At 63.3% G+C, this 24,282-nt stretch carries 21 protein-coding genes; 13 read left to right on the forward strand and 8 right to left on the reverse strand.

The window, feature by feature from the left end:
• The first annotated feature begins 84 nt into the window (after nt 1-84).
• The 5 genes from KDW96_RS02160 to KDW96_RS02180 all read left to right on the forward strand — a co-directional run bounded on the left by KDW96_RS02160 (nt 85) and on the right by KDW96_RS02180 (nt 5,444).
• A complete protein-coding gene (locus tag KDW96_RS02160; RefSeq protein WP_255838761.1) occupies nt 85-1,134 on the forward strand; it encodes a TRAP transporter substrate-binding protein in 1,050 nt (349 codons plus the stop codon).
• 87 nt (nt 1,135-1,221) lie between these two features.
• Complete coding sequence (locus KDW96_RS02165; protein WP_255838762.1) at nt 1,222-1,713, forward strand: TRAP transporter small permease; 492 nt, start codon at nt 1,222-1,224, stop codon at nt 1,711-1,713.
• The gene (locus KDW96_RS02170; RefSeq protein WP_255838763.1) at nt 1,710-2,966 is read left to right on the forward strand and encodes a TRAP transporter large permease; all 1,257 of its coding nucleotides are present in this window, start codon (nt 1,710-1,712) and stop codon (nt 2,964-2,966) included. The genes KDW96_RS02165 and KDW96_RS02170 overlap by 4 nt, the downstream gene beginning before the upstream one ends.
• A gap of 83 nt (nt 2,967-3,049) precedes the next feature.
• Nucleotides 3,050-4,483: an FAD-binding oxidoreductase gene (locus KDW96_RS02175; RefSeq protein ID WP_255838764.1), complete on the forward strand. Its 1,434-nt coding sequence runs from the start codon at nt 3,050-3,052 to the stop codon at nt 4,481-4,483.
• 91 nt (nt 4,484-4,574) lie between these two features.
• Nucleotides 4,575-5,444, forward strand: a complete 870-nt coding sequence (locus tag KDW96_RS02180; protein WP_255838765.1) for a DMT family transporter — start codon at nt 4,575-4,577, stop codon at nt 5,442-5,444.
• 54 nt (nt 5,445-5,498) lie between these two features.
• Here KDW96_RS02180 and KDW96_RS02185 read toward each other — a convergent pair whose 3' ends face one another.
• Entirely contained in the window at nt 5,499-7,280 is a 1,782-nt protein-coding gene (locus KDW96_RS02185) for an IlvD/Edd family dehydratase (RefSeq protein ID WP_255838766.1), read from the reverse strand.
• 214 nt (nt 7,281-7,494) lie between these two features.
• On the opposite strand from KDW96_RS02185, the gene KDW96_RS02190 reads away from it, so the two are divergent.
• From KDW96_RS02190 to KDW96_RS02210, 5 genes are all read left to right on the forward strand, one after another.
• A complete protein-coding gene (locus KDW96_RS02190; protein ID WP_255838767.1) occupies nt 7,495-8,577 on the forward strand; it encodes a LacI family DNA-binding transcriptional regulator in 1,083 nt (360 codons plus the stop codon).
• Nucleotides 8,578-8,795: 218 nt separating this feature from the next.
• On the forward strand, nt 8,796-9,791 hold the full coding sequence (locus KDW96_RS02195) for a tripartite tricarboxylate transporter substrate binding protein (protein ID WP_255838768.1): 996 nt from the start codon (nt 8,796-8,798) through the stop codon (nt 9,789-9,791).
• Between the two features lie 67 nt (nt 9,792-9,858).
• Complete coding sequence (locus tag KDW96_RS02200) at nt 9,859-10,314, forward strand: tripartite tricarboxylate transporter TctB family protein (protein WP_255838769.1); 456 nt, start codon at nt 9,859-9,861, stop codon at nt 10,312-10,314.
• A gap of 10 nt (nt 10,315-10,324) precedes the next feature.
• Nucleotides 10,325-11,854: a tripartite tricarboxylate transporter permease gene (locus tag KDW96_RS02205; RefSeq protein WP_255838770.1), complete on the forward strand. Its 1,530-nt coding sequence runs from the start codon at nt 10,325-10,327 to the stop codon at nt 11,852-11,854.
• A complete protein-coding gene (locus KDW96_RS02210) occupies nt 11,851-12,897 on the forward strand; it encodes an Ldh family oxidoreductase (protein ID WP_255838771.1) in 1,047 nt (348 codons plus the stop codon). The genes KDW96_RS02205 and KDW96_RS02210 overlap by 4 nt, the downstream gene beginning before the upstream one ends.
• Nucleotides 12,898-13,048: 151 nt before the next feature.
• On the opposite strand, the gene KDW96_RS02215 is transcribed toward KDW96_RS02210, so the two are convergent.
• The 6 genes from KDW96_RS02215 to KDW96_RS02240 form a co-directional block, all read right to left on the reverse strand.
• Nucleotides 13,049-14,254 (reverse strand): alpha-hydroxy acid oxidase, encoded by a 1,206-nt coding sequence (locus KDW96_RS02215; protein WP_255838772.1) that lies wholly within the window; start codon nt 14,252-14,254, stop codon nt 13,049-13,051.
• 50 nt (nt 14,255-14,304) lie between these two features.
• The gene (locus KDW96_RS02220) at nt 14,305-15,153 is read right to left on the reverse strand and encodes a fumarylacetoacetate hydrolase family protein (RefSeq protein WP_255838773.1); all 849 of its coding nucleotides are present in this window, start codon (nt 15,151-15,153) and stop codon (nt 14,305-14,307) included.
• Nucleotides 15,150-16,067 carry an NAD(P)-dependent oxidoreductase gene (locus KDW96_RS02225; protein WP_255838774.1) on the reverse strand — a complete coding sequence of 306 codons (918 nt, stop codon included), beginning with the start codon at nt 16,065-16,067 and terminating at the stop codon, nt 15,150-15,152. Before KDW96_RS02225 ends, KDW96_RS02220 begins: the two co-directional genes overlap by 4 nt.
• 66 nt (nt 16,068-16,133) lie before the next feature.
• A complete protein-coding gene (locus KDW96_RS02230) occupies nt 16,134-17,156 on the reverse strand; it encodes a TRAP transporter substrate-binding protein (protein WP_255838775.1) in 1,023 nt (340 codons plus the stop codon).
• Nucleotides 17,157-17,258: 102 nt separating this feature from the next.
• A complete protein-coding gene (locus tag KDW96_RS02235) occupies nt 17,259-18,539 on the reverse strand; it encodes a TRAP transporter large permease subunit (RefSeq protein WP_255838776.1) in 1,281 nt (426 codons plus the stop codon).
• Nucleotides 18,540-18,604: 65 nt separating this feature from the next.
• Nucleotides 18,605-19,108, reverse strand: coding sequence for a TRAP transporter small permease (locus KDW96_RS02240; RefSeq protein ID WP_255838777.1), 504 nt, complete (start codon nt 19,106-19,108; stop codon nt 18,605-18,607).
• Between the two features lie 232 nt (nt 19,109-19,340).
• On the opposite strand from KDW96_RS02240, the gene KDW96_RS02245 reads away from it, so the two are divergent.
• On the forward strand, nt 19,341-20,876 hold the full coding sequence (locus tag KDW96_RS02245; RefSeq protein ID WP_255838778.1) for a UxaA family hydrolase: 1,536 nt from the start codon (nt 19,341-19,343) through the stop codon (nt 20,874-20,876).
• A 7-nt stretch (nt 20,877-20,883) separates the two neighbouring features.
• On the opposite strand, the gene KDW96_RS02250 is transcribed toward KDW96_RS02245, so the two are convergent.
• On the reverse strand, nt 20,884-21,861 hold the full coding sequence (locus tag KDW96_RS02250) for a GntR family transcriptional regulator (protein ID WP_255838779.1): 978 nt from the start codon (nt 21,859-21,861) through the stop codon (nt 20,884-20,886).
• A gap of 631 nt (nt 21,862-22,492) precedes the next feature.
• Here KDW96_RS02250 and KDW96_RS02255 point away from each other — a divergent pair.
• Nucleotides 22,493-23,809 carry a type II toxin-antitoxin system HipA family toxin gene (locus tag KDW96_RS02255; protein WP_255838780.1) on the forward strand — a complete coding sequence of 439 codons (1,317 nt, stop codon included), beginning with the start codon at nt 22,493-22,495 and terminating at the stop codon, nt 23,807-23,809.
• Nucleotides 23,806-24,240 (forward strand): helix-turn-helix domain-containing protein, encoded by a 435-nt coding sequence (locus KDW96_RS02260; protein ID WP_255838781.1) that lies wholly within the window; start codon nt 23,806-23,808, stop codon nt 24,238-24,240. The genes KDW96_RS02255 and KDW96_RS02260 overlap by 4 nt, the downstream gene beginning before the upstream one ends.
• Nucleotides 24,241-24,282 lie beyond the last annotated feature (42 nt).

Here is a 24,282-nt window from a genome sequence, read left to right on the forward strand (position 1 = left end):
GCCGGCCGGGCTGATCCCTCGGGTTAGCCCGGCGGCCCGGCTCACACCCTGAAACACCCAAACAAACAAGATCGGAGTGCCATCATGAAAACAACTACAAGAAAACCGCTCGCTTCCCTCATCGCCGGCCTGGTCATCGGCTTGGCCAGTGCTCAGGCGAGCGCCGCCCCGCAGCTCCCCCCCATTCCAGAAGTGAAGGGCGCCGCCGTCGCCGACCAGGGTGACTTCGAGCTCAAATTCAGCATCGGCACCACCCAGGCCGGCGCGCAGTATCGGGGGCTGGAATACTTCGAGAAGATCGTCGAAGAGCGCAGCGGCGGGCATATCCAGGTCAAGCTGTTCCACAGTGCCCAGCTCGGCGACGACCTACAGGCGGTCAGCTCGTTGCAGGCCGGCACCCTGGAGATGACCGCGCCCTCCACCTCGCCGCTGGTCGGCATGCTCCCGGAGTTCGCGGTCTTCGACCTGCCGTTCCTGTTCCCGACCACCGAAGTGGCCGACCGCGTACTGGACGGTGAAATCGGCCAGAAGATCCTCGCCAACGCCTCCGGCAAGGGTTTCGTCGCCATCGGCTGGGCGGAAAACGGCTACCGCCAGCTGACCAACAAGAACAAGGCCGTGCAGTCGCCCGACGACCTGGCCGGCCTGAAGATCCGCACCATGCAGAACCCCATCCACATCGACATCTGGCGGACCCTGGGGGCGAACCCGACGCCCATGTCCTTCGCCGAGCTGTTCACCGCGCTCGAGCAGGGCGTGGTGGACGGCCAGGAGAATCCCTGGATCACCATCTCGGCATCGCGCTTCAATGAAGTGCAGCCCTACGCCGCCGAGACCAATCACGTCTACACCCCCTTCATCACCCTGGTGTCCGAGCGCTTCTGGAACAAGCTGCCGGCCGACTACCAGCAGCTGATCGTCGAAGCCGCGCACGACATGGCGATCTACCAGCGCCAGGTCAGCCGCTCGCTGAACGGTCAGCTCAAGGCCGAGCTGAAGGCCGCCGGGATGAATATCAGCGAGCTGACGCCCGAGCAGGTGAAGGTCTTCCAGACCAAGCTGCAGCCGGTCTACGACAAGTGGAAGGAGCAGATCGGCACCGAGCTGCTGGCCTCCATCCTGAAAGAGTCCTGATCCTCTGACCCGGCAAGCGCGGACGGTGACGCCCGGCGTCCCCTCCGCGCCTGCTTTCGCGGGGCAGACTCGCAGCGTGGAGACAACATGAAGGTCAATTCTGCAAACACATTCCAGGCGTCCATGCAGCTGCTGCGCTCGACGCTGGAAATCGCCATCGGCCTGCTGGTGCTGGGGGTGGTCTTCTGCGTGGCGGCCAACGTTTTCGGCCGTTTCGTCCTGAACTACTCGTTCGTCTGGGCCGAGGAGATATCGCGCATCCTGTTCATCTGGGTGGTGCTGCTGGGCGCCGGCCTGTCCAGCCTCAACGACGAACACGTCTCGGTGACCTACTTCAAGAACCTGGTCAGCAGCCCCGTTCGCAAGGCCTTTGGCCTGCTTTCGATCGGCGCGATCTATGTCGTGTGCATCTGCATCCTGGTCGGCTTCCGCGACATCATGGCCGGTTTCATCAGCGTCACGCCGCTGCTGCAGATCCCCAAGACGCTGCTGTTCAGCGCCATGCCGGTGATGGCGGTGCTGACCCTGATCGCCAACAGCATCGCCCTCTTCAAACTGTTCGAGCGGAGCCCGACATGATTCTCTGGAGTATCCTGATCGGCCTGTTCGCCGCCATCGTCGTCGGCATGCCGATTTCCTTCGGCCTGGCCGCCATCAGCCTGTTCATCTTCTTCTACGCCGACTACTCGCTGACGCCGATCGTCTCCGAGGCGGTCAACGGCCTGGATTCCTTTCCGCTGCTGGCCATCCCGCTGTTCATCCTGGTCGGCGAGGTGATGAGCGAAGGCGGTATCGCCAAACGCCTGGTGCGCCTGGCCAGTGCCCTGGTCGGCTTCGTCGCCGGCGGCCTGGGCCAGATCGCCGTGCTGACCTCGATGTTCTTCGGCGGCATCAGCGGGTCGGCGGTCGCCGACGCCTCGGCGGTCGGCAGCATGATGATCGACCCGATGAAACGCCATCACTACCCTGCCCCATTGGCGGCGGCCATCATAGTCGCCGCCTCGGTGGTGGGGATCATTATCCCGCCGTCGATTCCGATGATCCTCTACGGGGTTGTCACCAACACGTCCATCTCTCAGCTGTTCATGGCCGGCATAGTGCCGGGCATCATCATCACCCTGGGCCTGGCCTGCACCACCTTCGTGCAGTCGAAGAAGATCGGCAAGGCACAGCCCTTCGACCTGCTTGAACTGGTCAAGGCGCTGCGCGGGGCGTTCCTGGCCCTGCTGCTTCCGGTGATCATCGTCGGCGGCATCCTCAGCGGGGTGTTCACCCCCACCGAGAGCGCGGCGTTCGCCCTGGTCTATGCCCTCGCGGTGTCGATGTTCGTGTACCGCAGCCTGTCGGCCAAGCGCTTCTTCCAGCTGTGCATCGCCACCGGCAAGCTGACCGGGGTGGTCATGCTGCTGCTGGCCTTCGCCAACGTGCTGGCCTGGCTGCTGACCGCCAACATGATCCCGCAGCAACTGGTGGAGACGCTCGGCGCGCTGTCCGACAACAAGTTCGTGATTCTCGGCATCCTCACGGTGTTCCTCCTGGTGGTGGGCTTCTTCATGGACCTCACCCCGGCGATGGTCATCCTCGCGCCGCTGATGACGCCGATCGTGGTCAAGCTCGGCATCGACCCGGTGTACTTCGGCGTGCTGATGTCCTTCGTCCTCGGCATCGGCCTGATCACCCCGCCGGTCGGCACCGTGCTCTACGTCGGTTGCGGGGTGGGCAAGGTCGGCATGGAGGAGCTGGTCAACAGCCTGCTGCCCTTCTACCTGACCCTGCTCGGCCTGCTGGCGCTGTTCCTGGCCTTCCCCGGCCTGGTGCTCTGGTACCGCTGAACCTGCAACTCGATACCGGGCCGGGAGCGGGCAACGCTCCCCTGCCCGGTTTTTCCGTCCAATTCCTGAATAAGGACACCCACATGAACGGCTCCATGGCGGACGTGATAGCCGAGCTGACTGCCCTGCTCGGTGAGCGGGGCGTACTCGACGATCCCCAAGACCTCGAACGCTACACCACCGACTGGGGCGGCGATCGCCTCGGCACGCCGCTGGCGGTGGTGCGCCCGCAGAGCACCGAGGAAGTCGCCGCGGTGGTGCGGTTCTGTCACGAACGACGCATCGCCATGGCCCCCCAGGGCGGCCATACCGGGCTGGTGGGTGGCGCCCTGCCCGACGCAGACAGGCCCGAGCTGATCATCAGCCTGGAGCGCCTGCGGCGCATACGCCAGCTCGACCCGCTCGGCTTCACCATGACGGTCGACAGCGGCTGCATCCTCGAGGAGGTCAAGCGCGCAGCCGAGGTCGAGGACTGCTACTTCCCCCTCGCCCTGGGCGCCCAGGGCAGTTGCCAGATCGGCGGCAACATCGCGACCAATGCCGGCGGGGTCAACGTGCTGCGCTATGGGATGATGCGCGAGCTGGTGCTCGGCCTGGAGGTGGTATTGCCGGATGGGCGCATCTGGAACGGCCTGAAGGCCCTGCGCAAGGACAACCGCGGCTACCGTCTGCAGCAGCTGTTCATCGGCAGCGAAGGCACCCTGGGCATCGTCACCGGCGCCGTGCTGAAGCTTCTACCACGCCCGCAGCGCAGCCTGACGGCGCTGCTGGCCGTGGCATCGGTGGACGCAGCCGTGCAGCTCTACGGGCGCGCCCGGCGCGAATGCAGCGACCTGCTGTCGGCATTCGAGCTGATCCCGCGCCTGGGCATGGAGCTGGCGTTCGAGGCCGCCAGCCAACTGGCCGATCCTTTGGCATCTCGCTACCCCTACTATGTGCTGCTGGAATTGTCCGCCTCCGGCCCGGTGGAACTGGACGAGTTGTTCGAGCGCTTCCTCGAGCAGGGCCTGCACAGCGGCCTGCTGCTCGACGGCGCGATGGCCGCCAACGTGGCCCAGGCGCAGCGCTTCTGGTTGATCCGCGAGGCCATGGTCGAAGGCCAGCGCCTGCGTGGCGAACACCTGCGCACCGACGTGTCGGTGCCGATCTCGCGCATCGCGCAGTTCGTCGAGCAGGCCAGCGCGGCGGTGGTGGCGGCCTCGGCGCACGCCACGGTGCTGGTCTACGGGCATATCGGCGACGGCAACCTGCACTTCAACATACTGCCCCCGGCCGGCCTCACCGCCGAGGCGGCCTCCGGACTGTTGCAGCAGCTGGAAGGGATCATCTTCGCCGAGGTCGACCGCTTCGACGGCAGCATCAGTGCCGAACACGGCATCGGCCGGGCGAAACAGGAGGCCTATCTGGCGCGCATCGCCGAGACCGAACTGGGCCTGCTGGCCGGCATCAAGCACTTGTTCGATCCGCTGGCGCTGATGAATGCCGGGCGCATCATCCCGGCCCAGCCGCAGTCCTGAACCCACTGCAGGAGGAGGCCCGGCATCGTCCGCCGGCCCCCTCGTGCGGTGCCCCGAGCGAGTTCCTCTCCCTGATCCCCGGGCCCCTCCCTTGAGCGCACCCCAGCTTGTCCATGATCAACCGGTAAAAGGCGTCCTGCTCCTCTGCGTGGCGGTCTTCCTGTTCGCCAGCGTCGACGCCCTGGCCAAGTACCTCTCGGCGTTTTATCCCATCGCCATGATCGTCTGGGCCAGGTATGCCGTGCATACCCTGCTCATGGTGCTGGTCTTCGTGCCGCGCCACCAGATGGCCGTGGTGCGCACGCGACAGCCGCTGTTGCAGCTCGTCCGCGCCCTCAGCCTGCTGGCGGTAAGCCTGCTGTTCACCACCGGTCTGCTGTACATGCCCCTGGCGGAACAGACCTCGGTGCTGTTCATCACGCCCATCCTGGTCACCCTCTACTCCGCCCTGTTTCTCGCCGAGCGGGTGCGCGGTGGCCAATGGCTGGCGGTTGCGGCCGGCTTCATCGGCGTGCTCATCATCGTCCGCCCCGGGGGCGCACTGTTCAGTCCCGCCGCCCTGCTACCGCTCGCCGCGGCGGCCTGCTTCGGCTGCTACCAGCTGCTCACGCGCAAGCTCGGCGAAACCGACAGCCCGGTCACCACCAATTTTCTCACCGGACTGATCAACAGCCTGGTGATGACCGCCGGACTGGCGCTGTTCTGGCGCCAGCTCGATTTCAGCCATGTCCCGTTGATGCTCGCCCTGGGGACCTGCGGCATGCTCGGCCACCTGCTGCTGACGCACTCCTTCCGGTACGCCACGCCGGCGGTGCTGGGGCCGATCAGCTATGCGCAAATCGTCTTCGCCGGCCTGCTGGGCGCATTGTTCTTCGCCCATACGCCGGACGCCTGGGCCCTGCTGGGCATGCTGGTGATCGCCGCCAGCGGCCTGACCATCGCCCTCGGCCAACGCGCCTGAGCCCTGGCGCCCCCGGCGCCGCCAGATGGGCGACGCACGGTGGTGCGGCGGCACTCAGTGCGAGTGGCGTGGCTCGCCGTTGGCGATCACCTTCAGGTACAGCGTCGCCGGCTCCAGGCAGCCGCCGGTCGAGACCTGACCGACCAGCTTGCGGTAGAGCTCCTGCCAGGGCGTCTGGGACGGCGGGATGGCCGGCACGGTTGCGGCCTGGCGGCGGGCGAGTTCTGCTTCGTCGACCAGCAGGTTGACGCTGCGCGCGTTCAGGTCGACACGCAGCCGATCCCCCGTGCGCAGCAGGGCCAGGCCGCCGCCGACCGCCGCCTCCGGCGACATGTTGAGGATCGATGGGCTGGCCGAGGTACCGCTCTGGCGGCCGTCGCCCATGCACGGCAGCGAGGTGACCCCGCGGCGGATCAGCTCGGCCGGCGGCGCCATGTTGACCACTTCGGCACTGCCCGGATAGCCGACTGTGCCGCAGCCGCGAATTACCAGGATGCAGCGCTCGTCGATCTCCAGGGCCGGGTCGTTGATCCGCGCGTGATAGTCCTCGGGGCCTTCGAACACGATGGCCCGCGCCTCGAAACTGTTTTCCGCGCCGGACTCGGAAAGATAGGTCTGGCGGAAGGCTTCGCCGACCACCGACATTTTCATGATCGCGCTGTCGAAGAAGTTGCCGCTGAGCACGATGAAACCGGCGCGGTGCTTGAGCGGCTCTGCGTAGGGGCGGATCACGTCGGCGTCGTGCGCCTGCGCGGCGGCGACTATCTCGCCGATGGTCTTGCCCGCGACCGTGGCGCAGTCTTCATGCAGGCGCCCGGCCTTGAGCAGCTCGTGCATCACCGCCGGAACGCCGCCGGCACGGTGGAAGCCCTCGCCGAGGTACTTGCCCGCGGGCATGCAGTTGACCAGCAGCGGCACCTCCTCGCCGATCCGTTGCCAGTCCTCCAGGCTCAGCTCGATGCCGGTATGGCGGGCGATGGCGATCAGGTGGGGCGGGCAGTTGCTCGAGGCGCCCAGGGCCGAGGCCACGGCGATGGCATTCTCGAACGCCGCGCGGGTCATGATCTGCGACGGGCGCACGTCCTCGCGGACCAGGTCGACGATGCGCTTGCCGGTCAGGTAGGCCATCTGCCCGCGCTCGCGGTAGGGCGCAGGGATGCTCGCGCATCCGGGCAGGGACATGCCCAGGGCTTCGGCCAGGGCATTCATCGACAGCGCCGTGCCCATGGTGTTGCAGTGGCCCACCGAGGGCGAGGCGGCGGTGGTCATCTCCATGAATCCTTCGTAGTCGATCTCGCCGGCCGAGAGCAGGTTGCGCGCATGCCAGAGCACGGTGCCGGAGCCGATCAGCTGGCCGTTGTGATGACCGTCCAGCATCGGCCCGCCGGACAGCACGATGGCCGGCAGGTCCGTGGTCGCCGCGGCCATCAGGCAGGCCGGGGTCGTCTTGTCGCAACCGGTGGTCAGCACCACGCCGTCGAGCGGATAACCATGGAGGATCTCCACCAGCCCCAGGTAGGCCAGGTTGCGATCCAGGGCGGCGGTCGGCCGGCGGGTCTGCTCGGCCAGCGGGTGCACGGGAAACTCCATGGGGATGCCGCCGGCATCGCGGATTCCGGCCTTGACTCGCTCGGCCAGCTCCAGGTGGTGGCGGTTGCACGGCGCCAGGTCGCTGCCGGTCTGGGCGATGCCGATGATCGGCCGGCCCGACTGCAGTTCCTCGCGGGTCAGGCCGTAGTTCATGTAGCGCTCGACATAGAGCGCGGTCATGTCGGCGTGGCTGGGGTCGTCGAACCACTGTTGGCTGCGGAGCGGGCGTTTGGTCGATGCTGTCATGGGAGCTCTCTCTTCGGTGAGGACCGGCGCGGCGTTGCGCGCTTGATTGTTGTTGGCGCGGCGACCGGCCCAAGCAGCTGAGCGCCGATGAACACAGAATGTTACCGGTAACATCTATTTTGTAAAGCCTTCCGCAGCCATGCTCCCCGCACAGGGCAAGCCGCCTGTCGCGGTACGCCGCATGTATACTCGCGGGCGATGAGCGGTGGCCGCCGTGGCCGGCCACTCCGACGAAACCAACCAGGTATATCAGGCCGCCATGAGTCGCGAGGACATCCCCACATCCAGCACGCCACCCCGGATGGCGGACGTCGCCAAACTGGCCGGGGTGTCCAAGATGACGGTGTCCCGGGTGCTCGCCGGGCGGGATGTGGCGCCGCATACCCGCCAGCGCGTGCAGGAAGCCATCGACAGCCTCGGCTACCTGCCGGATGCTTCGGCCGGCAGCCTGTCGAGCGGCCGCTCGGAATTCATCGTGGCGCTGGTGCCCTCGCTGATCAGCTCCAACTTCGCCGACACCGTCCGCGGTCTCCACGATGCGGTCCGCCCACAGGGGCTGTGCCTGCTGCTGGGCGACACCAACTATCAACTGGAAGAAGAAGCGCTGCTGGTCCGCACCCTGCTGCGCCATCGCCCGGTGGGCGTGATGCTCACCGGCAGCGCCCATCTGGCAAGCACCCGCGAACTGCTGCAGAGGGCCGCAGTGCCGGTGGTCGAGACCTGGGACCTGCCCGCCGAACCGATTGAACAGGCCGTCGGTTTCTCCAATGCCGAGGCCGCCGCCGCCATGGTCGGCCACCTGCAGGAACGCGGCTACCGGCGCATCGGCTTCATCGGCGGCGCCTCGGCGCTGGATGATCGCGGCGTGCAACGCCGCCTCGGCTACCTGCAGGCGATCGCCGCGTCGGGCCTGGGCGAACCACGACTGCTGGAGCATGGCGCCTCGCCCATCACCATGAGTCATGGCGGCGAGGCCGTTCGCCGCCTGTTGGCGCGCTGGCCGGATACCGACGCCGTGCTGTGCGTGAGCGATCTGTCGGCCTTCGGCGCGATCATGGAGTGTCATCGCCAGGGGTTGCGGGTGCCGGATGATCTGGCCGTGGCCGGCTTCGGCGACTTCGAGGTCTCCCGCTACTGCACCCCCACCATCACCACGGTGGCGGTGGACCCCTACGGTATCGGCCAGCGCGCCGGGGAAATGCTCCTGGCCAGCGCCGAGGCGCAGCGCGAAGGCCGGCCGCGGCCGCGCCTTTGCGCGCGAATCGACTACCGCATACTGGCCCGCGAGAGCACCTGAGGGTAAGCCGCGCATTCAGCCGATCCCCGCAGCGACGATAACCTTTTGTTATACCTCGATGAGCAGGCCTCATTAGACAGGTCCATGGGCCTCCCTTAGTTTCTAGTTCTGCCTCGCCCCGCTGCTCCAGCCGGCTAGGCACGCCCCTTTCCGCCCAGAAACGGAAAGGCCGCGCAGTACGCGCTCTCACTGACAATAACTTCAACAGGTGGCCGTCCATGAACAAGCAACCGCATCGCGGGCGTAAAGCCCTGCGCCCCTTGAAAACACTGTTGCTCTCCGCCCTGCTGGCTTCACCGCTGTTGGCCATGGCCGACTACCCGGACAAACCGATCACCCTGGTGGTGCCCTGGGCTGCCGGCGGCGGTAGCGATGCGGCCGCCCGCGGCATCGCCGCAGCACTGGAGAAAGAGTTGGGTGTCACCATCAATGTGGTCAACCGCGCGGGAGGCAATGGCGTGGTCGGGCATACCGTGATGACCTCTGCCAAGCCTGACGGCTACACCCTGGGTTTCATTACCGGGGAGCTGAACATGATGCACTGGCAGGGGCTGACCAAGCTCACCTACAAGGATTTCACCCCGATCGCCATGACCAACTACGACTACCCAGGCGTACAGGTCGCGGCGGACGCCCCCTATAACAGCGTCGACGAACTGCTAGAGACCATACGCAACGAGCCCAAAGGCACCATCAAGGCATCCGGCACCGGCCTTGGCGGCATCTGGCACGTGGCCTTCTCCGGCCTGCTGCTCGAACAAGGCATCGACCCGCAGAAGATCACCTTCGTACCGAGCCAGGGTGCAGCACCGGCCATGGTTGAGCTTGCCGCAGGCAGCATCCAGCTGGTGCCGTCCTCGGTGCCGGAGGCCCGCTCGATGATCGAAGCGGGCAAGGCCAAGGGCCTGGCCATTCTCTCGCCGCAGCGCAACCCGGCCTTCCCGGACATCCCCACCCTCAAGGAAACCCTGGGCAGCGACTATTCCCTGGGTGAATGGCGCGGCGTTGCCGGCCCCAAGAACCTGCCGCCGGAGATTGCCGCCACCCTCGAAGCGGCGCTGGAGAAGGCCTACAACTCCGCGATGTACCAGGACTACATGCGTAAGCTCGGCTTCGGCATTGAATGGCGCAATACCACCGATTTCAGCGCCTTTCTCGAGACAAACAACAGCTACATGGGCGGCATCATCGAAAAGATCGGCATGAAGAAGTAAGCCCGGGTTTCGATGCGACGCCCCAAGGGGCGTCGTTGCCTTTGTTCGCCCGCATGAGAGCTCGTTCATGAAAGATTTCGTATTCGGTGTGATCTTCATCGCCCTGGGTATCGGCGTATGGCTGCTGGCCCGCGAGTTCCCCGTGGTTCCCGGCATGCAGTACGGCGCGGATTTGTTTCCCACATTGATCGCCGTCGGCATGGCCAGCGGCGGTGCGTTGCTGGGCTTCAGTGCACTGCGCCAGCTTCGTGCAGAAGGCAAAAGCGCCAGGCTCACCTCCGGATTCAGCCTACCCGGTTTCGGCACGCTACTGCCCTGTGCGCTGGTCGTGGCCTACATCTACCTCAGCGAAACGCTCGGCGCGGCACCGATGATGCTGGTGATCATGCTGACTCTGTTGATCCAGCGCGGCGTGCGCCTGATGCCCGCCCTTGCGATCAGCGTCGTGGCCACTGCGGGCATCAGCTTTTCCTTCGGCCACCTGCTCAAAGTTCCGCTGCCCGTCGGGCCCCTAGGTTTCTGAGGAGCCACGCATGAACGCATTGCTCGAGGGCGTCCTGCTCGTCTTCAATTTTCAGACGCTGCTGGTGATCCTGCTCGCCGCCCTGTTCGGCGTCTTCGTCGGCGCCATTCCCGGCCTCTCCGCCACCATGGCCGTCGCCCTGCTGGTGCCCATCACCTTCACCATGGAGCCCACCGCGGCCATCGCCGCGATTATCACCACCGCGGCCATGGCCATCTTCGCGGGCGATATTCCCGGCACCTACCTGAACATCCCAGGCACCCCGGCATCGGCCGCCTATGTGGCCGACTCCGCAGCGCTGGGACGCATGGGGCGTGCGCGTGAGGCCCTGGGCCTCAACGTCACCTGCTCGGTCATTGGCGGTCTGGTCGGCACCCTGGTATTGGTAATGATCGCGCCGTCCCTGGCCGAGTTCGCCCTCAACTTCAGCTCGTTCGAATACTTCTGGCTGGCCGTTCTCGGGCTGGGCAGCGCGGTGTTCATTTCCCAAGGGTCCGCGACCAAGGGCTTCCTGTCACTGATGGTCGGCCTGCTGCTGGCCACCGTCGGCCTGGACCTGGTCACCGGCGCGCCACGCTTCACCTTCGACGTGCCCGACCTGATGGGCGGCATCAACTTCATTCCAGTGATGATCGGCTTCTTCGCCATGTACGAGGTGATGAAGCTCTACAGCCTGCCGAAGGCCGACAGTGAGCGTTCGGCGCAGAACATCACCCCGCAGCACGGCAGCGTATTCGGCCAGGTGCCCTCGTATCTCAGGCGCTACTGGAAAAACGTTATTCGTGGCAGCAGCCTGGGCGCCTTCATCGGCGCCCTGCCGGGCGCTGGCGCCGATATCGCCGCCTGGATCGCCTATGCGCTGAGCAAGAAACGCTCGAAGACCCCCGAGGCCTACGGCACCGGTCATGTCGAAGGACTGGTCGACGCCAGCTCAGCCAATAACTCAGGAGTAGCTGGCGCTTGGGTGCCCGCGCTGGTGTTCGGTATTCCTGGCGACTCGATCACCGCCATCGTCATCGGCGTGCTGTACATGAAGGGCATGAACCCCGGCCCGACCATCTTCATGGACAACAGCGCCATGGCCTACGGCCTGTTTACCGCCTTCTTCGTCGCCAACCTGATTCTCCTGCCCATCGGCTACCTGGCGATCCGCAGCGCACACCTTTTCGCCGTGACACCTACCCGCGTGCTGATGCCGATCATTCTGTGCTTCTGCATCGTCGGCGCCTTCGCCATCAACAATAGCCTTACCGATGTCTGGATCATGCTGGCCTGCGGCATTGTCGCCTACCTGATCGCCAGCGCCGACTTTCCCATCGCCCCGGCGATTCTTGGCCTGGTGCTGGGCAACATCCTGGAGAACAACTTCATGACCTCGATGATCAAGGCCGACGGCAAGCTGCTGGCTTTTGTCGAGCGGCCGATCAGCATCGGCCTGGCGCTGCTCGTACTGCTGATCGCCCTGTTGCCGCCGCTCGCCAAGCTCTGGCGCAAACGCTATCCCAGCGCCCTCCCCCCAACCCAGGAAGCCATTGAATGAGCCGTATTGCCCCCCAAGAGCTCGAACGCTTCGTCGAGCGGCTGTTCCTCGACACCGATGTCAGCCCCGAGGTGGCCAGCGTGGTCAGCCGGGTACTGGTCGAAGGCGACCTGCTCGGCCACCACACCCACGGCGTGAAACTGGCCCAGGGGTACTTGCGCGACCTGCGCAGCGGTAACGCCAAGGGGCGAACCAGCAGCCTGCAGATCGTACGCCAGAGCCCGGCGGCGGTCCTCTACGACGCCGGCTATCTGCTCGGCCCCTACTGTGTCGAACAAGCACTGGACTTCACCGCCCAGGCCGCTCGCACCTTCGGCATCGGCGTCGCAAGTATCCGCCGCTCACATCACATCGCCTGCCTGGCCGCCTACCTGCAACGCTACACCGAGAAAAACCTGATCCCCCTGGTGCTCACCTCCGACCCGGCCGTCGCCTCGGTGGCGCCCCACGGCGGGCTGGACCCGGTGTATACGCCGAACCCGCTCGGCATAGGTATACCCACAGGGGACAAGCCGGTGCTCATCGACGTCAGCATGTCGACCATCACCAACGGCCTGGTCAACAAGACCCACCAGGCCGGCGGCCAACTGGAGCATGCCGCGCTGATCGGCCCGGACGGCCAGCCAACGCGCGACACCGCGGCCTTCTTCGCCACGCCGCCGGGCGCCATCCTGCCCTTGGGCAGCCTGGAGTTCGGCCACAAGGGCTTCGCCCTCGGCACCCTGGTGGAAGCGCTGACTGCGGGTCTGAGCGGCTTCGGCCGCAAGGATGGCGTCAAGCAATGGGGCGCCGCCGTTACCGTGCTGACCTTCGACCCGGCCTTCTTCGGTGGTGTCGACGAGCTGAAAGCCGAGATGGATCACTTCGTCGAGGCCTGCCTGGCGAGCCGCCCGCGCCAGCCGCAGCACCCGGTAAGAATGCCGGGGCATGTTGGCATCGCGCGGCGGGCGCAAGCCTTCGAGCAGGGGCTGGCTCTGCCGGATGATGTACTGCAAACATTGCGCACCGCAGCCCAGGAAGCCGGCTGCGACTATCCGTTCTGAGTGCAGGCCAGCGGACCCTGGGCGCCGAGAGCGCCCCTTTTCTTGGGCCACGCATCGGCGCTGGCAAAGCGCAACGAAGCGCATGCCAGACGGATGGAATAGAAAGCGGCCGCGCCCCAGCAGGTGTGCAGAGGGCGAGCCGGATGGGGAGCTAGCGCTGCGCGGCCTCCGCCAGCGTGCGCCAGTGTTGCGCATGGATCAGATCGGGGCTGAGCTCATCGAGGTTGCTACAGCCGAGCAGGCCCAGGGTGCGATCCAGCTCGCTGCGCAGGATGTTGATGGCGTGCGCCGCCCCGGCGCCCTTGCCCGCCGCCAACCCATAGAGGCCGGCACGCCCGATCAGCACGCCGCTGGCGCCGAGCAGCAGCGCCTTGGCGATATCGCTGCCACGGCGGAAGCCACCGTCGAGAAACACCTCCAACCGCCCACGGCCGATGCGCGCCACCTCCGGCAGGGTCTCCAGCGCGGAAACGGCGCCGTCCAGCTGACGACCGCCATGATTGGACAGCACTACGCCGTCGACCCCGTACTGCATGGCCAGGCGGGCGTCTTCCGGGTGGATCATGCCCTTGACGATCAGCTTGCCGTGCCAGATGTCACGCAGCCAGGCGATGTCGTCCCAGCTCAGGGTTGGATCGAGCTCGGCGGCCAGTGCGCCGGCCGCGCCCTTGACCGAATCCTTGCCCGGCGGCAACAGATCGCCGAGGTTCTTGAAGCGCGGTACGCCGTCAGGCACCAAGACGTCCCAGATCCAACCAGGGTGGCGCAGCACGTCCAGGCGGTTGCGCAAGTCGAGTTGCAGCGGCTTGGCATAGTTGCGTTTGTCCCACTCGCGATTGCCGAAGATGGCGCTGTCGGTGGTCACCACTATGGCTTCCAGGTTCAGCCGCCGGACGCGCTCGACCAGCCGCGCGACATGCTCGCGGGTGCGGTACAGGTAGATCTGCATCCAGGCGCGCACGCCCTCCACCGCGGCGATGTCCTCGATTGCGGTTGTCGAGGCGTTGCTCAGCACGAACGGCACGCCGGCCTTAGCCGCGGCGCGAGCCAGGTGCAGGTCGCCGTCGCGGGTCAGCAAGCCGTTGAAGCCGGTGGGACCGATCATGAACGGCAGTTGCGCCGGGGTGCCGAAGAAGCAGCGATCCAGGCGGCGCTGGCCGACATCGCGCAGGGTGCGCGGCTGCAGGGTGACGCTCTCGAAGATCGCGCGGTTGCGCTTGAGCGTGAGCTCGTCGTCCGCCCCGCCCTCGACGTACTCGAAGGAAAAATTGGGCAGCCTACGCCGGGCCATCTCACGCAGTTCTTCGATATTCTGCGCACGGCGATAGTCGCGCCCTTGGTACAGGCGTCGTCGCATGTTCAAACCTCATGTCGTTCAGGTACGGGGCGACAGGCGCCGCCCAATGTTCAACGCTGCCAGGCCACCACGTCCTGACACTGTTCGCCGAGGCCGCTGATGCTCAGGCGCATGCGGTCGCCCGGCTTGAGGAACTGCGGCGGCTGCATGCCGGCGCCGACGCCCGGCGGGGTGCCGGTGCAGATCACGTCGCCGGGGTTGAGGGTCATGAACTGACTGATGTAGCTGACGATCTCGTCGATGGCGAAGATCATGGTGCGGGTATTGCCCCGCTGACGCACCTCGTCGTTGACGCTCAGGCGCAGGTCCAGGTCGCGGACATCGGCGATTTCATCGCGGGTCACCAGCCAGGGGCCTATCGGCGCGAAGGTATCGCAGCCCTTGCCCTTGTCCCAGGAACCGCCGCGCTCGTGCTGGAAGGCACGCTCGGAGACGTCGTTGACGATGCAGTAGCCGGCAATGTGCTCCAGCGCCTGCTCGCGCTCGACATACTGCGCCTTGCGCCCGATGACGATGCCCAGCTCCACTTCCCAGTCGGTCTTCTGCGCGCCGCGCGGAATGATCACCTGGTCATTCGGCCCGCAGATCGCGCTGGTGGCCTTCATGAACAGCACCGGTTCGCTTGGCACCGGCAGGTTGGATTCCTTGGCATGGTCGGCGTAGTTCAGGCCGACGCACACCAGCTTGCCAATGGCGGCGACGGGTGCACCGATGCGCACCTCGCCCTCAACCAGGGGCAGACCGGCGGGATCCAGCGCGCGTAGCTCGTCGAGAACCTTGCGCTCCAGCGTCCGCGGGTCGATGTCATGCACGTGCTGACTCAGGTCGCGCAGGCTACCGTCGGGGGCGACCAGCGCGGGCTTCTCCTGGCCCGGAGGGCCATAGCGCAGCAACTTCATGCTTGTTCCTCCTGCTCGACTCGCACACGCACGCCATTGATTTCGCCCAGCACGTCGAACAGGCGCGGTACGTACTTGTCGCCGTGGCCGAGCGCCTTGGCCAGCATGAACGTCTGGTACACCGCATCGGCAACGATGCCGGTGGTCGGGGTGCTCTTGGTCAGATCGGTGTAATAGCGCATGTCCTTTTCGCAGTTGGCCAGGGCGAACTGCTGCCCGGAGTCGTCGCCGCGCAGGACATAGGGAATGATCCGCTCGAAGGTCCGGCTGTAGCCGCCGCTCATGGTGCAGATTTCCGCGAAGGCGGCGAGGTCGATGCCGTTCTTCGCCGCGGTGCAGAAGGCCTCGGCGAGAATCGTGGCGTTCCCCTGGGCGATAAAGTTGTGGATCACCTTGGCCTTGTGCCCGGAACCCACAGAGCCAAGATGATGGATGGTCTCGGAGAAGCACGCGAGAAGCGGACGAACCTTGTCCAGCACGGCGGAATCGCCGCCGGCGAGTACGTTGAGACGCCCGGCCTGGGCATCCTTCGGTGTGCGATTGACCGGTGCGTCTAGGTAATGTCCGCCCCGAGCGGCAACCTGCGCCGCCACGTGCGCCGTGCAGTTCGGGTCTCCGGTGCTGCAGTCGACCACGATTTGCCCCGGGCGTAGTCCAGCTAGCACGCCTTGCCCGCCTGCCAGGGCACGACTGACCTCGGCCGTGCCTGGCAGGCACAGCAGAACCACCTCGACCGCCTGGGTCAGCTCAGCGGCATTGGCATACTCGCGCGCACCCTTGCTAACCAGGTCCTCCACCGGCTGGCGGTTGCGGTGCGCCATGACGCCAAGGCTGAAGCCCTTGTTCTGGATATTGCTGGCCATGGCATGGCCCATCAAACCAAGGCCGATGAACCCGACATTGATAGTTGTCATGAAAAACTCACCTTGCATGTGACGGCAGCGGCCGGCACACGCAAGGTGCCGACCATGCACTGGGGACTACTGAGCGCTGCGAACCTTGGCGATTTCGGCGTTCATCTCGGCCATCAGATCGGAACCGTACTCGGTGATCAGCTTCTCAACGGCCGGGCGTACCTGCTCACGCATGCGCTCGATTTCTTCCGTAGCCACTTCGTTGATCTGCATGCCGCGCTTGGCCAGCGCCTCACGCGAACTAACGTCCATCTCGCGGGAAACCTTACGCTCGTAGGCCTGCGCCTCCAGAGCAGCGCTGCGTACCAGCTCGCGCTCAGTGGCGTTGAGCTTGTCCCAGGTCCGCTTGCTGAAGATCGCCACCAGCGGGTCATAGAAGTGGCCAGTCAGCGACAGGTACTTCTGCACTTCGTAGAACTTCGAGGTCTCGATGGCCGCCAGCGGGTTTTCCTGGCCGTCCACAGTGCGGGTTTCCATCGCGGTGTACAGCTCGGTGAACGACAGCGGCACCACGTTGGCGCCCAGTGCCTTGAAGGACTCGATGGCGGTGGGGATCTGTTGCAGGCGCAGCTTCAGGCCCTTGATGTCTTCCAACTTCTGCACTGGGTGCTTGCTGTTGGTGACATGGCGAAAACCATGGTCCCAGTAGCCCAGTCCGACCAGGCCATGTGGCTCCAGCTTGGTCAGCAAGTTCTGCCCGGCCGGTCCGTCGAGTACCGCGTCAACCTCGGCGGAGTTCTTGAACAGGAACGGCAGTCCGTACAGACCGAAGCCCTTCTCGATGCCCGATAGCAGGCCAGGAGTCACCAGGGTCATGTCGACGGTGCCGCCTTGTACAGAGGAAATCACTTGCGCATCGCCACCCAGGGTTCCGCTGGCGAACACCATTACCTTCATTTTTCCGTCGCTCTTCTCCTTGAGGATCTCGGCGAACTTTTTCGCCCCCAGCCCGTGCGGGTGATTCTTGGCCTGGACGAAGGCGACCTTGATGTTGTGACGATTGATTTCTTCCGCTGCATAGCCGGCAGCGGACAACAACATCGCCGAGGAACACAGCAGAGCGCTGAGGGCTTTGGGGATGAATTTCATAGCATCTTCCTCTTGTTTTTATTACGGCCACGGATGGCTGGACAATGGGCGAAGCGCCCGATTCGCCCCGCCGCGATCATGCGGCGGAACATGGGTTATCGGTCAGTAGAGCCACTGCGCGGGTACTATCAGCAGTTGCGGGAAGGCCAAAAGCAGGCCGATCACCAGCAGCTCCGCGAGCAAGAAAGGCAGCACGCCCCGGATGGTGGCGATGAAATCGATCTTCGACACGCCGGCAACGACGTTGAGCACCAGCCCTACTGGCGGCGTGATCAGACCGATGGCACAGGTCATGACAAAGATCACGCCGAAGTAGACGGGGTCGATACCGGCAGCGACGGCCACTGGCATCATCACCGGTGCCAGGATCAGGATGATTGGCGACATGTCCATTGCCATGCCGATGACCACGATAATTGCCACGATCAACAACATCAGCAGACGCGGGCTGTCCATCAGCGGTTCCAGCACCTCGACTACCGAACTCGGCAAATCGGCCACGGTGATCATCCAGGCAGCGACCATGGCCGAAGCCACCAGGAACATCACCATAGCGGTGGTCATGACCGAGGAGACCAGTACCTGATACATGCTCTTCCAGGTCAGCTCGCGATAGATCACCAAGGAAACAAACAGCGCGTATACCGCAGCGACCACACCGGCCTCTGTCGGGGTGAATATGCCGAAGCGCAGGCCGACGAGGATGATCACCGGAAGCAGCAGCGCCCAGATGCCCTCGTAGAATGCCTTGGCAATTTCGCGCCGCGGTGCGCGCGGCCGGGTGCTCAGGGTTTCACGGCGAGAAACGATGTACCAGGCGGCGCACAGCGAGATGCCCATCATCAGACCCGGTGCGATGCCGGCAAGAAACAGCTTGGTGATCGAGATGTTGGCCGCCACGCCGAACAGGATCAGGCCGATCGACGGCGGCAACACCGGCGCGATAATGCCCGACGCAGCCACCAGGCCGCCGGCAGTCGCCTTGTCGTGGCCGACCTTGACCATCATCGGTACCAACAACGCCGCCAGTGCCGCGGCATCAGCGGCCGCGGAACCCGAAAGGCTGGCCAGCACACAAGCCGCAAGAATGGTCACGTAGCCGAGGCCGCCCTTGATATGGCCGACGAGGGCAATGGCCATGTTGACGATTCGCCGCGACAAACCGCCGGCATTCATCAACTCGCCAGCAAGCATGAAGAACGGCACCGCCATCAGCGGAAAGCTGTCGGCGCCATTGACCAGGCCCTGGGCAACAATCTGCGCATCAAACAGATCGAGGTGGTACATCATGGCTAGCGCACAGAGGATCAACGCGTAGGAAATGGGCACGCCAATGGCCATCGCACCCAGCAGCGAGACTACGAATATTGCGATGATGACCATCACATCACTCCAATTCTTATTATGAGTTGGCGTACCGACAGAGCGCCGGCAAATGCCGTTGCGCGTTACTGATGCAACTCGGGGGAATCGTTTGGCCGCGGTATCTCACCACCGCTCACCAGCCGGGCGATCTCGTAGAGATGGATCGCGCAGGCCGACACGCCGAAGAACACTCCTGAGCCGTAGAACAACCCCATCGACCAACCGGCCACTGGCGACGGCACATTCCAGTTGATCTGCATCTGCTGCCAGCTACCCCAGAAGAAGAGCCCGGAACAGGCCAGCATCAGCAGTTGGGAAAGGATCAGGCAGCCGCGCTCGCCCCATGACGGCAGTGCCCGCAGCGCCAGATCCACGCTCATGTGGCCGCGCTCGCGCAGCAGCACCACGGCGCCGAGGAAGGTCAGCCAGACAAAGGCCCAGCGCGAGATCTCCTCGGAAATCAGAATGCTTTCGTTGAAGCCGTAGCGCAGCACGACGTTGCCGAACACCAGCACCACCATGGTGACGAGGCAGATAACGGCCAGCACCTTGAGCAGGGTGAAATAACCTTCAACGAGCCTATGCATGACGCGCCACCGACGACTCAGAGCGACTCGCGGGAAGTGGGAACCGCTTTGCAGCGGCCTTATAGGACCGGGGGCGATGGGCAGCAGGAACCATCCGAATAGCCTCACATTGTTGTTTTTATGCCGCTGAGCGGCTATGTGGCACCGACCTTAACATTGAAAAATATTGCATGCAATGTTCATTTTTGACAGTATCGTTGCCACTCAGTAAGACAACAATGAGAAGAAATCCATGCAGCTCATCACGCAAAACCAACCCGTGGTCATCCTCAGTGACATCGATTCAGTAGCTGTTGCGCGCAGAGCTCTGGCGAGCGGGAGCCGTGTCGAAAGCCTTGCCCTGGCGGCCGCGGACGATATCCCCAGCGGCCACAAGATTGCCCGCCGAGCAATTGCCAAGGGCGAAGCGATCCTTAAATACGGTCAGGTCATCGGCGTCGCCACACAGCACATTGCTGCTGGTGCTCACGTGCATACGCACAACGTGTCCATGCCGAGCAACCACGCCAGCAACGAGTTGCCGCCCAGCATCGCGCGCACTGCCGTACTGCCGCCCGAGCAACGCCGGCACTTCATGGGCTATCGCCGGGCGGACGGCCGCGTCGGCACCCGCAACTACATCGCCATTCTTTCCACGGTGAACTGCTCGGCCACCGTATCGCGCGCAGTCGCAGCGCATTTCAACGGCTCGGAGATGCTCAAACAACACAACATCGACGGCGTGGTGGCGTTGACTCATGGCAGCGGCTGCGCCATCAACACCGACTCGGAAGGTTTCAAATTTCTCGAACGCAGCATCTGGGGCTACGCCTGCAACCCCAATATCGCCGGCGCGCTGCTAATTGGATTGGGCTGCGAGACCAACCAGATATCCTCGCTGCTCAAGCGCTACAACATCAGCGAAGGACCCAATTTCCGCGTATTCAACATCCAGAATGCCGGCGGCACGCGTGCCAGCATCGCCCGCGCGATCGAGCAGGTGAGCGAGATGCTCAGGAACATCGGCCGTCTTGAACGCACTTCGGAAAGCGTCGAGCACATCATGCTTGGGTTGCAGTGCGGTGGCTCGGACGGCTACTCAGGAATCACCGCCAACCCGGCGCTTGGCTATGCCGCCGACCTGCTGGTGCGCAATGGCGGCACCGCGATTCTCAGCGAAACGCCGGAAATCTATGGTGCCGAACACCTGCTGATCGCCCGCGCCGCCAGCCACGAGGTGGCGCAGAAACTACTCGACCGTCTGAGCTGGTGGGAACACTACACGCGCATCAACGGTGCCGAGCTGAACAACAATCCCTCGCCGGGCAACAAGGCCGGCGGCTTGACCACCATCTTGGAAAAATCCCTCGGTGCCGCTGCGAAAGGCGGCACCACCTCGCTCAACGGCGTATACGAATGGGGCGAACAGATAACCGAGCACGGCTTCGTATTTATGGACAGCCCCGGTTATGACCCAGTGTCCGTGACCGGCCAAGTCGCCTCCGGCGCCAACATGATCTGCTTCACCACCGGCCGCGGCTCGGTATCCGGCTTCAAGCCGGCGCCCTGCATCAAGCTGGCTACCAACACCGACATGTACCGCCGACTAGAAGAGGACATGGACATCAACTGCGGTGGCATCGTCGATGGCGAACTCAGCGTCACTGAGGCTGGCGAGAAGATCTTTGATATCCTGATCGAGGTCGCCTCTGGCACGCCGTCGAAGAGCGAACAGTACAACTACGGAGACAACGAATTCGTTCCATGGCAGGTCGGCGCGGTCACCTGACCGCTCCTCAGTCCTGCAGCTCCAGGTAGGGCACGGCCGCGATGCGGTTGTGCTCTCGGAAGTACGCCATGCGCTGCTTGACCTTGCGTTCGGCGATGATCAGGTGCTCTTCCATGCTCTGTGCCGCCAGATCGGCACGCCCCGCATGGAGATGCTTGAAGATAGTCAGGTGCTCGCGAAAGAACGGCTCCTCGTCGGGGAAATAGCTCTTGTCCAACAGGATGTGCTTACCCGATAGCAGCAACGAGTGAGTGCGCTGCAGAATCTGCAGCATTTGCCGGTTCGGGCAGAGCCCCAGGGTTTCGATGTGCAAGTCGCTTTCCAGATCATCGAACTGCCTGCTGTCCATGTCTGGATAAACGCTCATCGCCTGATGCAGGCGGTCGATATAGCCTTCCAGCTGCTCCTGCCTTAAAAACTCCGCGGCCCGCATCAGCACATAGGGCTCAAGACGGCGGCGTACTTCATAGAGCTCACCCAGCCGTGCTTCGTCCCATTGGGTCAATTGCCAACGCGAACGCTCGTCACGCTCCACCAGCCCCATCAGCGATAGGCGCGTCAGCACCTGACTCGAGACCGTGCGACTGATCGAGTAGTAGCGCGACAACTCCAGTTCGTTGATGCGGTAACTACCAAACAGCGACTGATGCAGCAGGTCGCGCTCGATACGGTCGTAGACCGACTTCCAGGTTTCCGTCTTTCTGGGTGCCGTCGCACTGCCTTTGCTGAACTTGAAGTCGCTGGTCTCCAGCTTGCGCTTGATAACTTGGTCCGGTTCCTTACCGACCAGATACCCACGCCCATCAAATGTGCAGATCAGGCCGCTTTGATGAAGGCTAAGCAGCGCCTGGCGCACGGGGGAACGGCTAACGCCAAAAAGATCAGCCAAGGGTCCTTCCAACAGTAAGGTCCCTCTCTTCAGCCTTCCCTTCTTGATGCTTGAGGCGATGATCTCGTACAACTGATCATTTAAATGCTTTTTCATTCGTTCTTGTTTTCACCGTCATCGGCCCAAACCGACCATGTTTTCAGCCGGAATCGCGGGCTGAAAACCCAACGCGGATGAGCCGGATAATCCGCGGGAGCACATTTTATTATTTTTGCACGCAAAGTACCTTATTACACTCTCTCGTTACCGCCAACCTCACCCTGCAGGAGAGGTTCGGTATTAGCAGCAGTCCGTTGACCGGCAAGGACATCGCTCACCGTTTGACTGAAACCTGACATCTGGTCATCACGTTAAGCGGACTTGTGCGCAAAGTGCAAACGCCCGCCTACTTTAGAAGCACCAACACCGGCTCTGCGGACCTGCTTGGGAACACCTCCATGGGCCAAATGCAGTTCACCGGCCTAAACGAAATCTAACTGGCCTGATGTAGGATCTCGTCCGCCTTGCGTAGCTCACGGCACTCTCGCTGATTGGCGTTGATGTGCTCGCGCTCTTCGCCGGTCTGACCCGGACGCCGCCACATCCCATCCCCCTCATCGACTCAAAATTAGTCGGCATCATAATACTGATTAATCTCTGCAACGCTAGGAAACCGGAATTATTTTACTGGAAGCGCATTATTACTCTAGAATAGTCGGCATAATAGTTCCGACTAGATAGCGCAACCATGCCAGGACATCTCACCATCCAAACTTACGTTGAAGGCCATTGGCGCGATGCAATGGTGCTTTCCGTGTCGAACCCTCAGAACATTGAGGAATCGACGTGCAGCGTGTCTTACAACCAGCACTACTTGGTCGACTTCATCGACAAGCTGGAGACCCTGCTCGAGCCAGCCATCAGCGTGAACCTTCCGCTGAGTTGGAACCATGTTGATAGCAAAGGGTACCCTCCATTTGTCTATGACATTGTTCCGGCTGGTGCCGCCCGTAAGTCGTTGCTGAACCGTTACGGTAGCGAAAGGCCGGATGGGATGGACATGGACTTTTTCCTCCTCGGGCGCTGCACGCCTTCGCCCATCGGACACCTGCGTGTGAAGGAGTCCTTCGAACATATCGATCAGACGCCTATGGAGGCCTTCCCGCGCAAGGAGGTTGTAGACAGGACGAACGACTTCCTCGAGTACGCGTATGAATCCGGCGCCGCTCTGGGCGGGGCTACTGGCGCGCAAGGAGAGGCTCCGAAGCTGATTATGGTTGAGGCGGAGGATGGGGCTCTTTATGCCGATGCCATGCTTTCTGACGAGCGTGCTCGCCGCCATTGGCTGGTGAAGTTTGCGCGTAACAAAGTGACTGAGCGCGACAAGAACATCCTGCGAGCCGAGTACCACTACTACAGGGCAATATCGCAGCTCGGTTTGAGCACGGTAGCCACGGATGGACTTGTGCTTGAAGAAGCCGATAAGCCGAGCCTGTGGATGCCTCGTTTTGATCGGCGAGTCGCCAAGGGCGTGGTGGATAGGATCCCGATCGAGTCGCTCTATTCGGTATGTGGCAACACCCAGCCTGGCTCGAAAATGAATCACGAGGATGTGCTCGGCCGCCTGATCTACCTGTGGCGCACGAATGGACAGGACGGAGAACTTGAGGAGTTGGTTTTCGAGTACCTGCGGCGCGACCTGCTTAACCGGATCCTCGGGAACTCAGACAACCATGGACGCAACACAGCCATTTTCAGATACCAGGGTAGATTCGAACTAGCGCCAATCTACGACCTCGCTCCGATGGTGCTCGATCCGGAAGGGATCACTCGAGTAACCAAGTGGCTGCCAGAACACAAAGGAAGTCCGGACTGGAGAGCGATCTGCAGCTACTTCCAGGACTTGGTCAGTCCTGAGGTGCTCTTCGAGCGCCTGCTCGGGGCAGCTGAGATGTTTCGAGCTTTACCGGATCTGCTGGTCGATCTTCCAGAGGAAGTGAAACGCGCTCAGTCCATCCCGCTGAACAATTTGGACAGGCGCCTGGTTGAATGGGGACTTCGATGAAAGCGATCACCAACGAAGAGCGCAAAAAGCTCATTGACGACATCATGATGCAGCACGAGATGGGCAACGAAACTTTAGGAACCTCTATTCGCCGGCTACGGCTTGAAGTGACCGGTTTCGACCAGAACACCTTCGCTGCCATGTGCAACATGTCGACCAAGGCCTTGTACCAAATCGAAAAGGACAAGGGTAATCCGTCCGTCAGCACCATTGCAGCCATCCTGAGCAAATTTGGCCTGCGCCTGGGCCTGACCACGGCGGTCAAAACCGCTCACACTGCGTCGTTTGGGCAGGACAAACCAGGCGATAAAACACCAGCTCGCGGCACCAATCCTCAACGAAAATACGCAGGCCAGCTCAGTAGAGCTGCCACTCTGCGTACCGCTACCAAGACACAGATCAGCGAAGGTGAGAAGGACTCGACCGAATGATTGATGGTCTGTCCCGACGCTGGTAGTTAAGAGCTACTACTC

Source organism: Pseudomonas benzenivorans, from assembly GCF_024397895.1.
GTDB lineage: Bacteria > Pseudomonadota > Gammaproteobacteria > Pseudomonadales > Pseudomonadaceae > Aquipseudomonas > Aquipseudomonas benzenivorans_A.

What these genes read in the sequence shown, in the direction of transcription:
- KDW96_RS02245 (WP_255838778.1), top strand. Translation starts at nt 19,341, where the DNA reads ATGCAGCTCATCACGCAAAACCAACCCGTGGTCATCCTCAGTGACATC.
- KDW96_RS02175 (WP_255838764.1), top strand. Translation starts at nt 3,050, where the DNA reads ATGAACGGCTCCATGGCGGACGTGATAGCCGAGCTGACTGCCCTGCTC.
- KDW96_RS02200 (WP_255838769.1), top strand. Translation starts at nt 9,859, where the DNA reads ATGAAAGATTTCGTATTCGGTGTGATCTTCATCGCCCTGGGTATCGGC.
- KDW96_RS02220 (WP_255838773.1), bottom strand. Translation starts at nt 15,153, where the DNA reads ATGAAGTTGCTGCGCTATGGCCCTCCGGGCCAGGAGAAGCCCGCGCTG.
- KDW96_RS02210 (WP_255838771.1), top strand. Translation starts at nt 11,851, where the DNA reads ATGAGCCGTATTGCCCCCCAAGAGCTCGAACGCTTCGTCGAGCGGCTG.
- KDW96_RS02195 (WP_255838768.1), top strand. Translation starts at nt 8,796, where the DNA reads ATGAACAAGCAACCGCATCGCGGGCGTAAAGCCCTGCGCCCCTTGAAA.
- KDW96_RS02165 (WP_255838762.1), top strand. Translation starts at nt 1,222, where the DNA reads ATGAAGGTCAATTCTGCAAACACATTCCAGGCGTCCATGCAGCTGCTG.
- KDW96_RS02240 (WP_255838777.1), bottom strand. Translation starts at nt 19,108, where the DNA reads ATGCATAGGCTCGTTGAAGGTTATTTCACCCTGCTCAAGGTGCTGGCC.
- KDW96_RS02260 (WP_255838781.1), top strand. Translation starts at nt 23,806, where the DNA reads ATGAAAGCGATCACCAACGAAGAGCGCAAAAAGCTCATTGACGACATC.
- KDW96_RS02160 (WP_255838761.1), top strand. Translation starts at nt 85, where the DNA reads ATGAAAACAACTACAAGAAAACCGCTCGCTTCCCTCATCGCCGGCCTG.
- KDW96_RS02205 (WP_255838770.1), top strand. Translation starts at nt 10,325, where the DNA reads ATGAACGCATTGCTCGAGGGCGTCCTGCTCGTCTTCAATTTTCAGACG.
- KDW96_RS02255 (WP_255838780.1), top strand. Translation starts at nt 22,493, where the DNA reads ATGCCAGGACATCTCACCATCCAAACTTACGTTGAAGGCCATTGGCGC.
- KDW96_RS02225 (WP_255838774.1), bottom strand. Translation starts at nt 16,067, where the DNA reads ATGACAACTATCAATGTCGGGTTCATCGGCCTTGGTTTGATGGGCCAT.
- KDW96_RS02185 (WP_255838766.1), bottom strand. Translation starts at nt 7,280, where the DNA reads ATGACAGCATCGACCAAACGCCCGCTCCGCAGCCAACAGTGGTTCGAC.
- KDW96_RS02170 (WP_255838763.1), top strand. Translation starts at nt 1,710, where the DNA reads ATGATTCTCTGGAGTATCCTGATCGGCCTGTTCGCCGCCATCGTCGTC.
- KDW96_RS02250 (WP_255838779.1), bottom strand. Translation starts at nt 21,861, where the DNA reads ATGAAAAAGCATTTAAATGATCAGTTGTACGAGATCATCGCCTCAAGC.
- KDW96_RS02235 (WP_255838776.1), bottom strand. Translation starts at nt 18,539, where the DNA reads ATGGTCATCATCGCAATATTCGTAGTCTCGCTGCTGGGTGCGATGGCC.
- KDW96_RS02230 (WP_255838775.1), bottom strand. Translation starts at nt 17,156, where the DNA reads ATGAAATTCATCCCCAAAGCCCTCAGCGCTCTGCTGTGTTCCTCGGCG.
- KDW96_RS02215 (WP_255838772.1), bottom strand. Translation starts at nt 14,254, where the DNA reads ATGCGACGACGCCTGTACCAAGGGCGCGACTATCGCCGTGCGCAGAAT.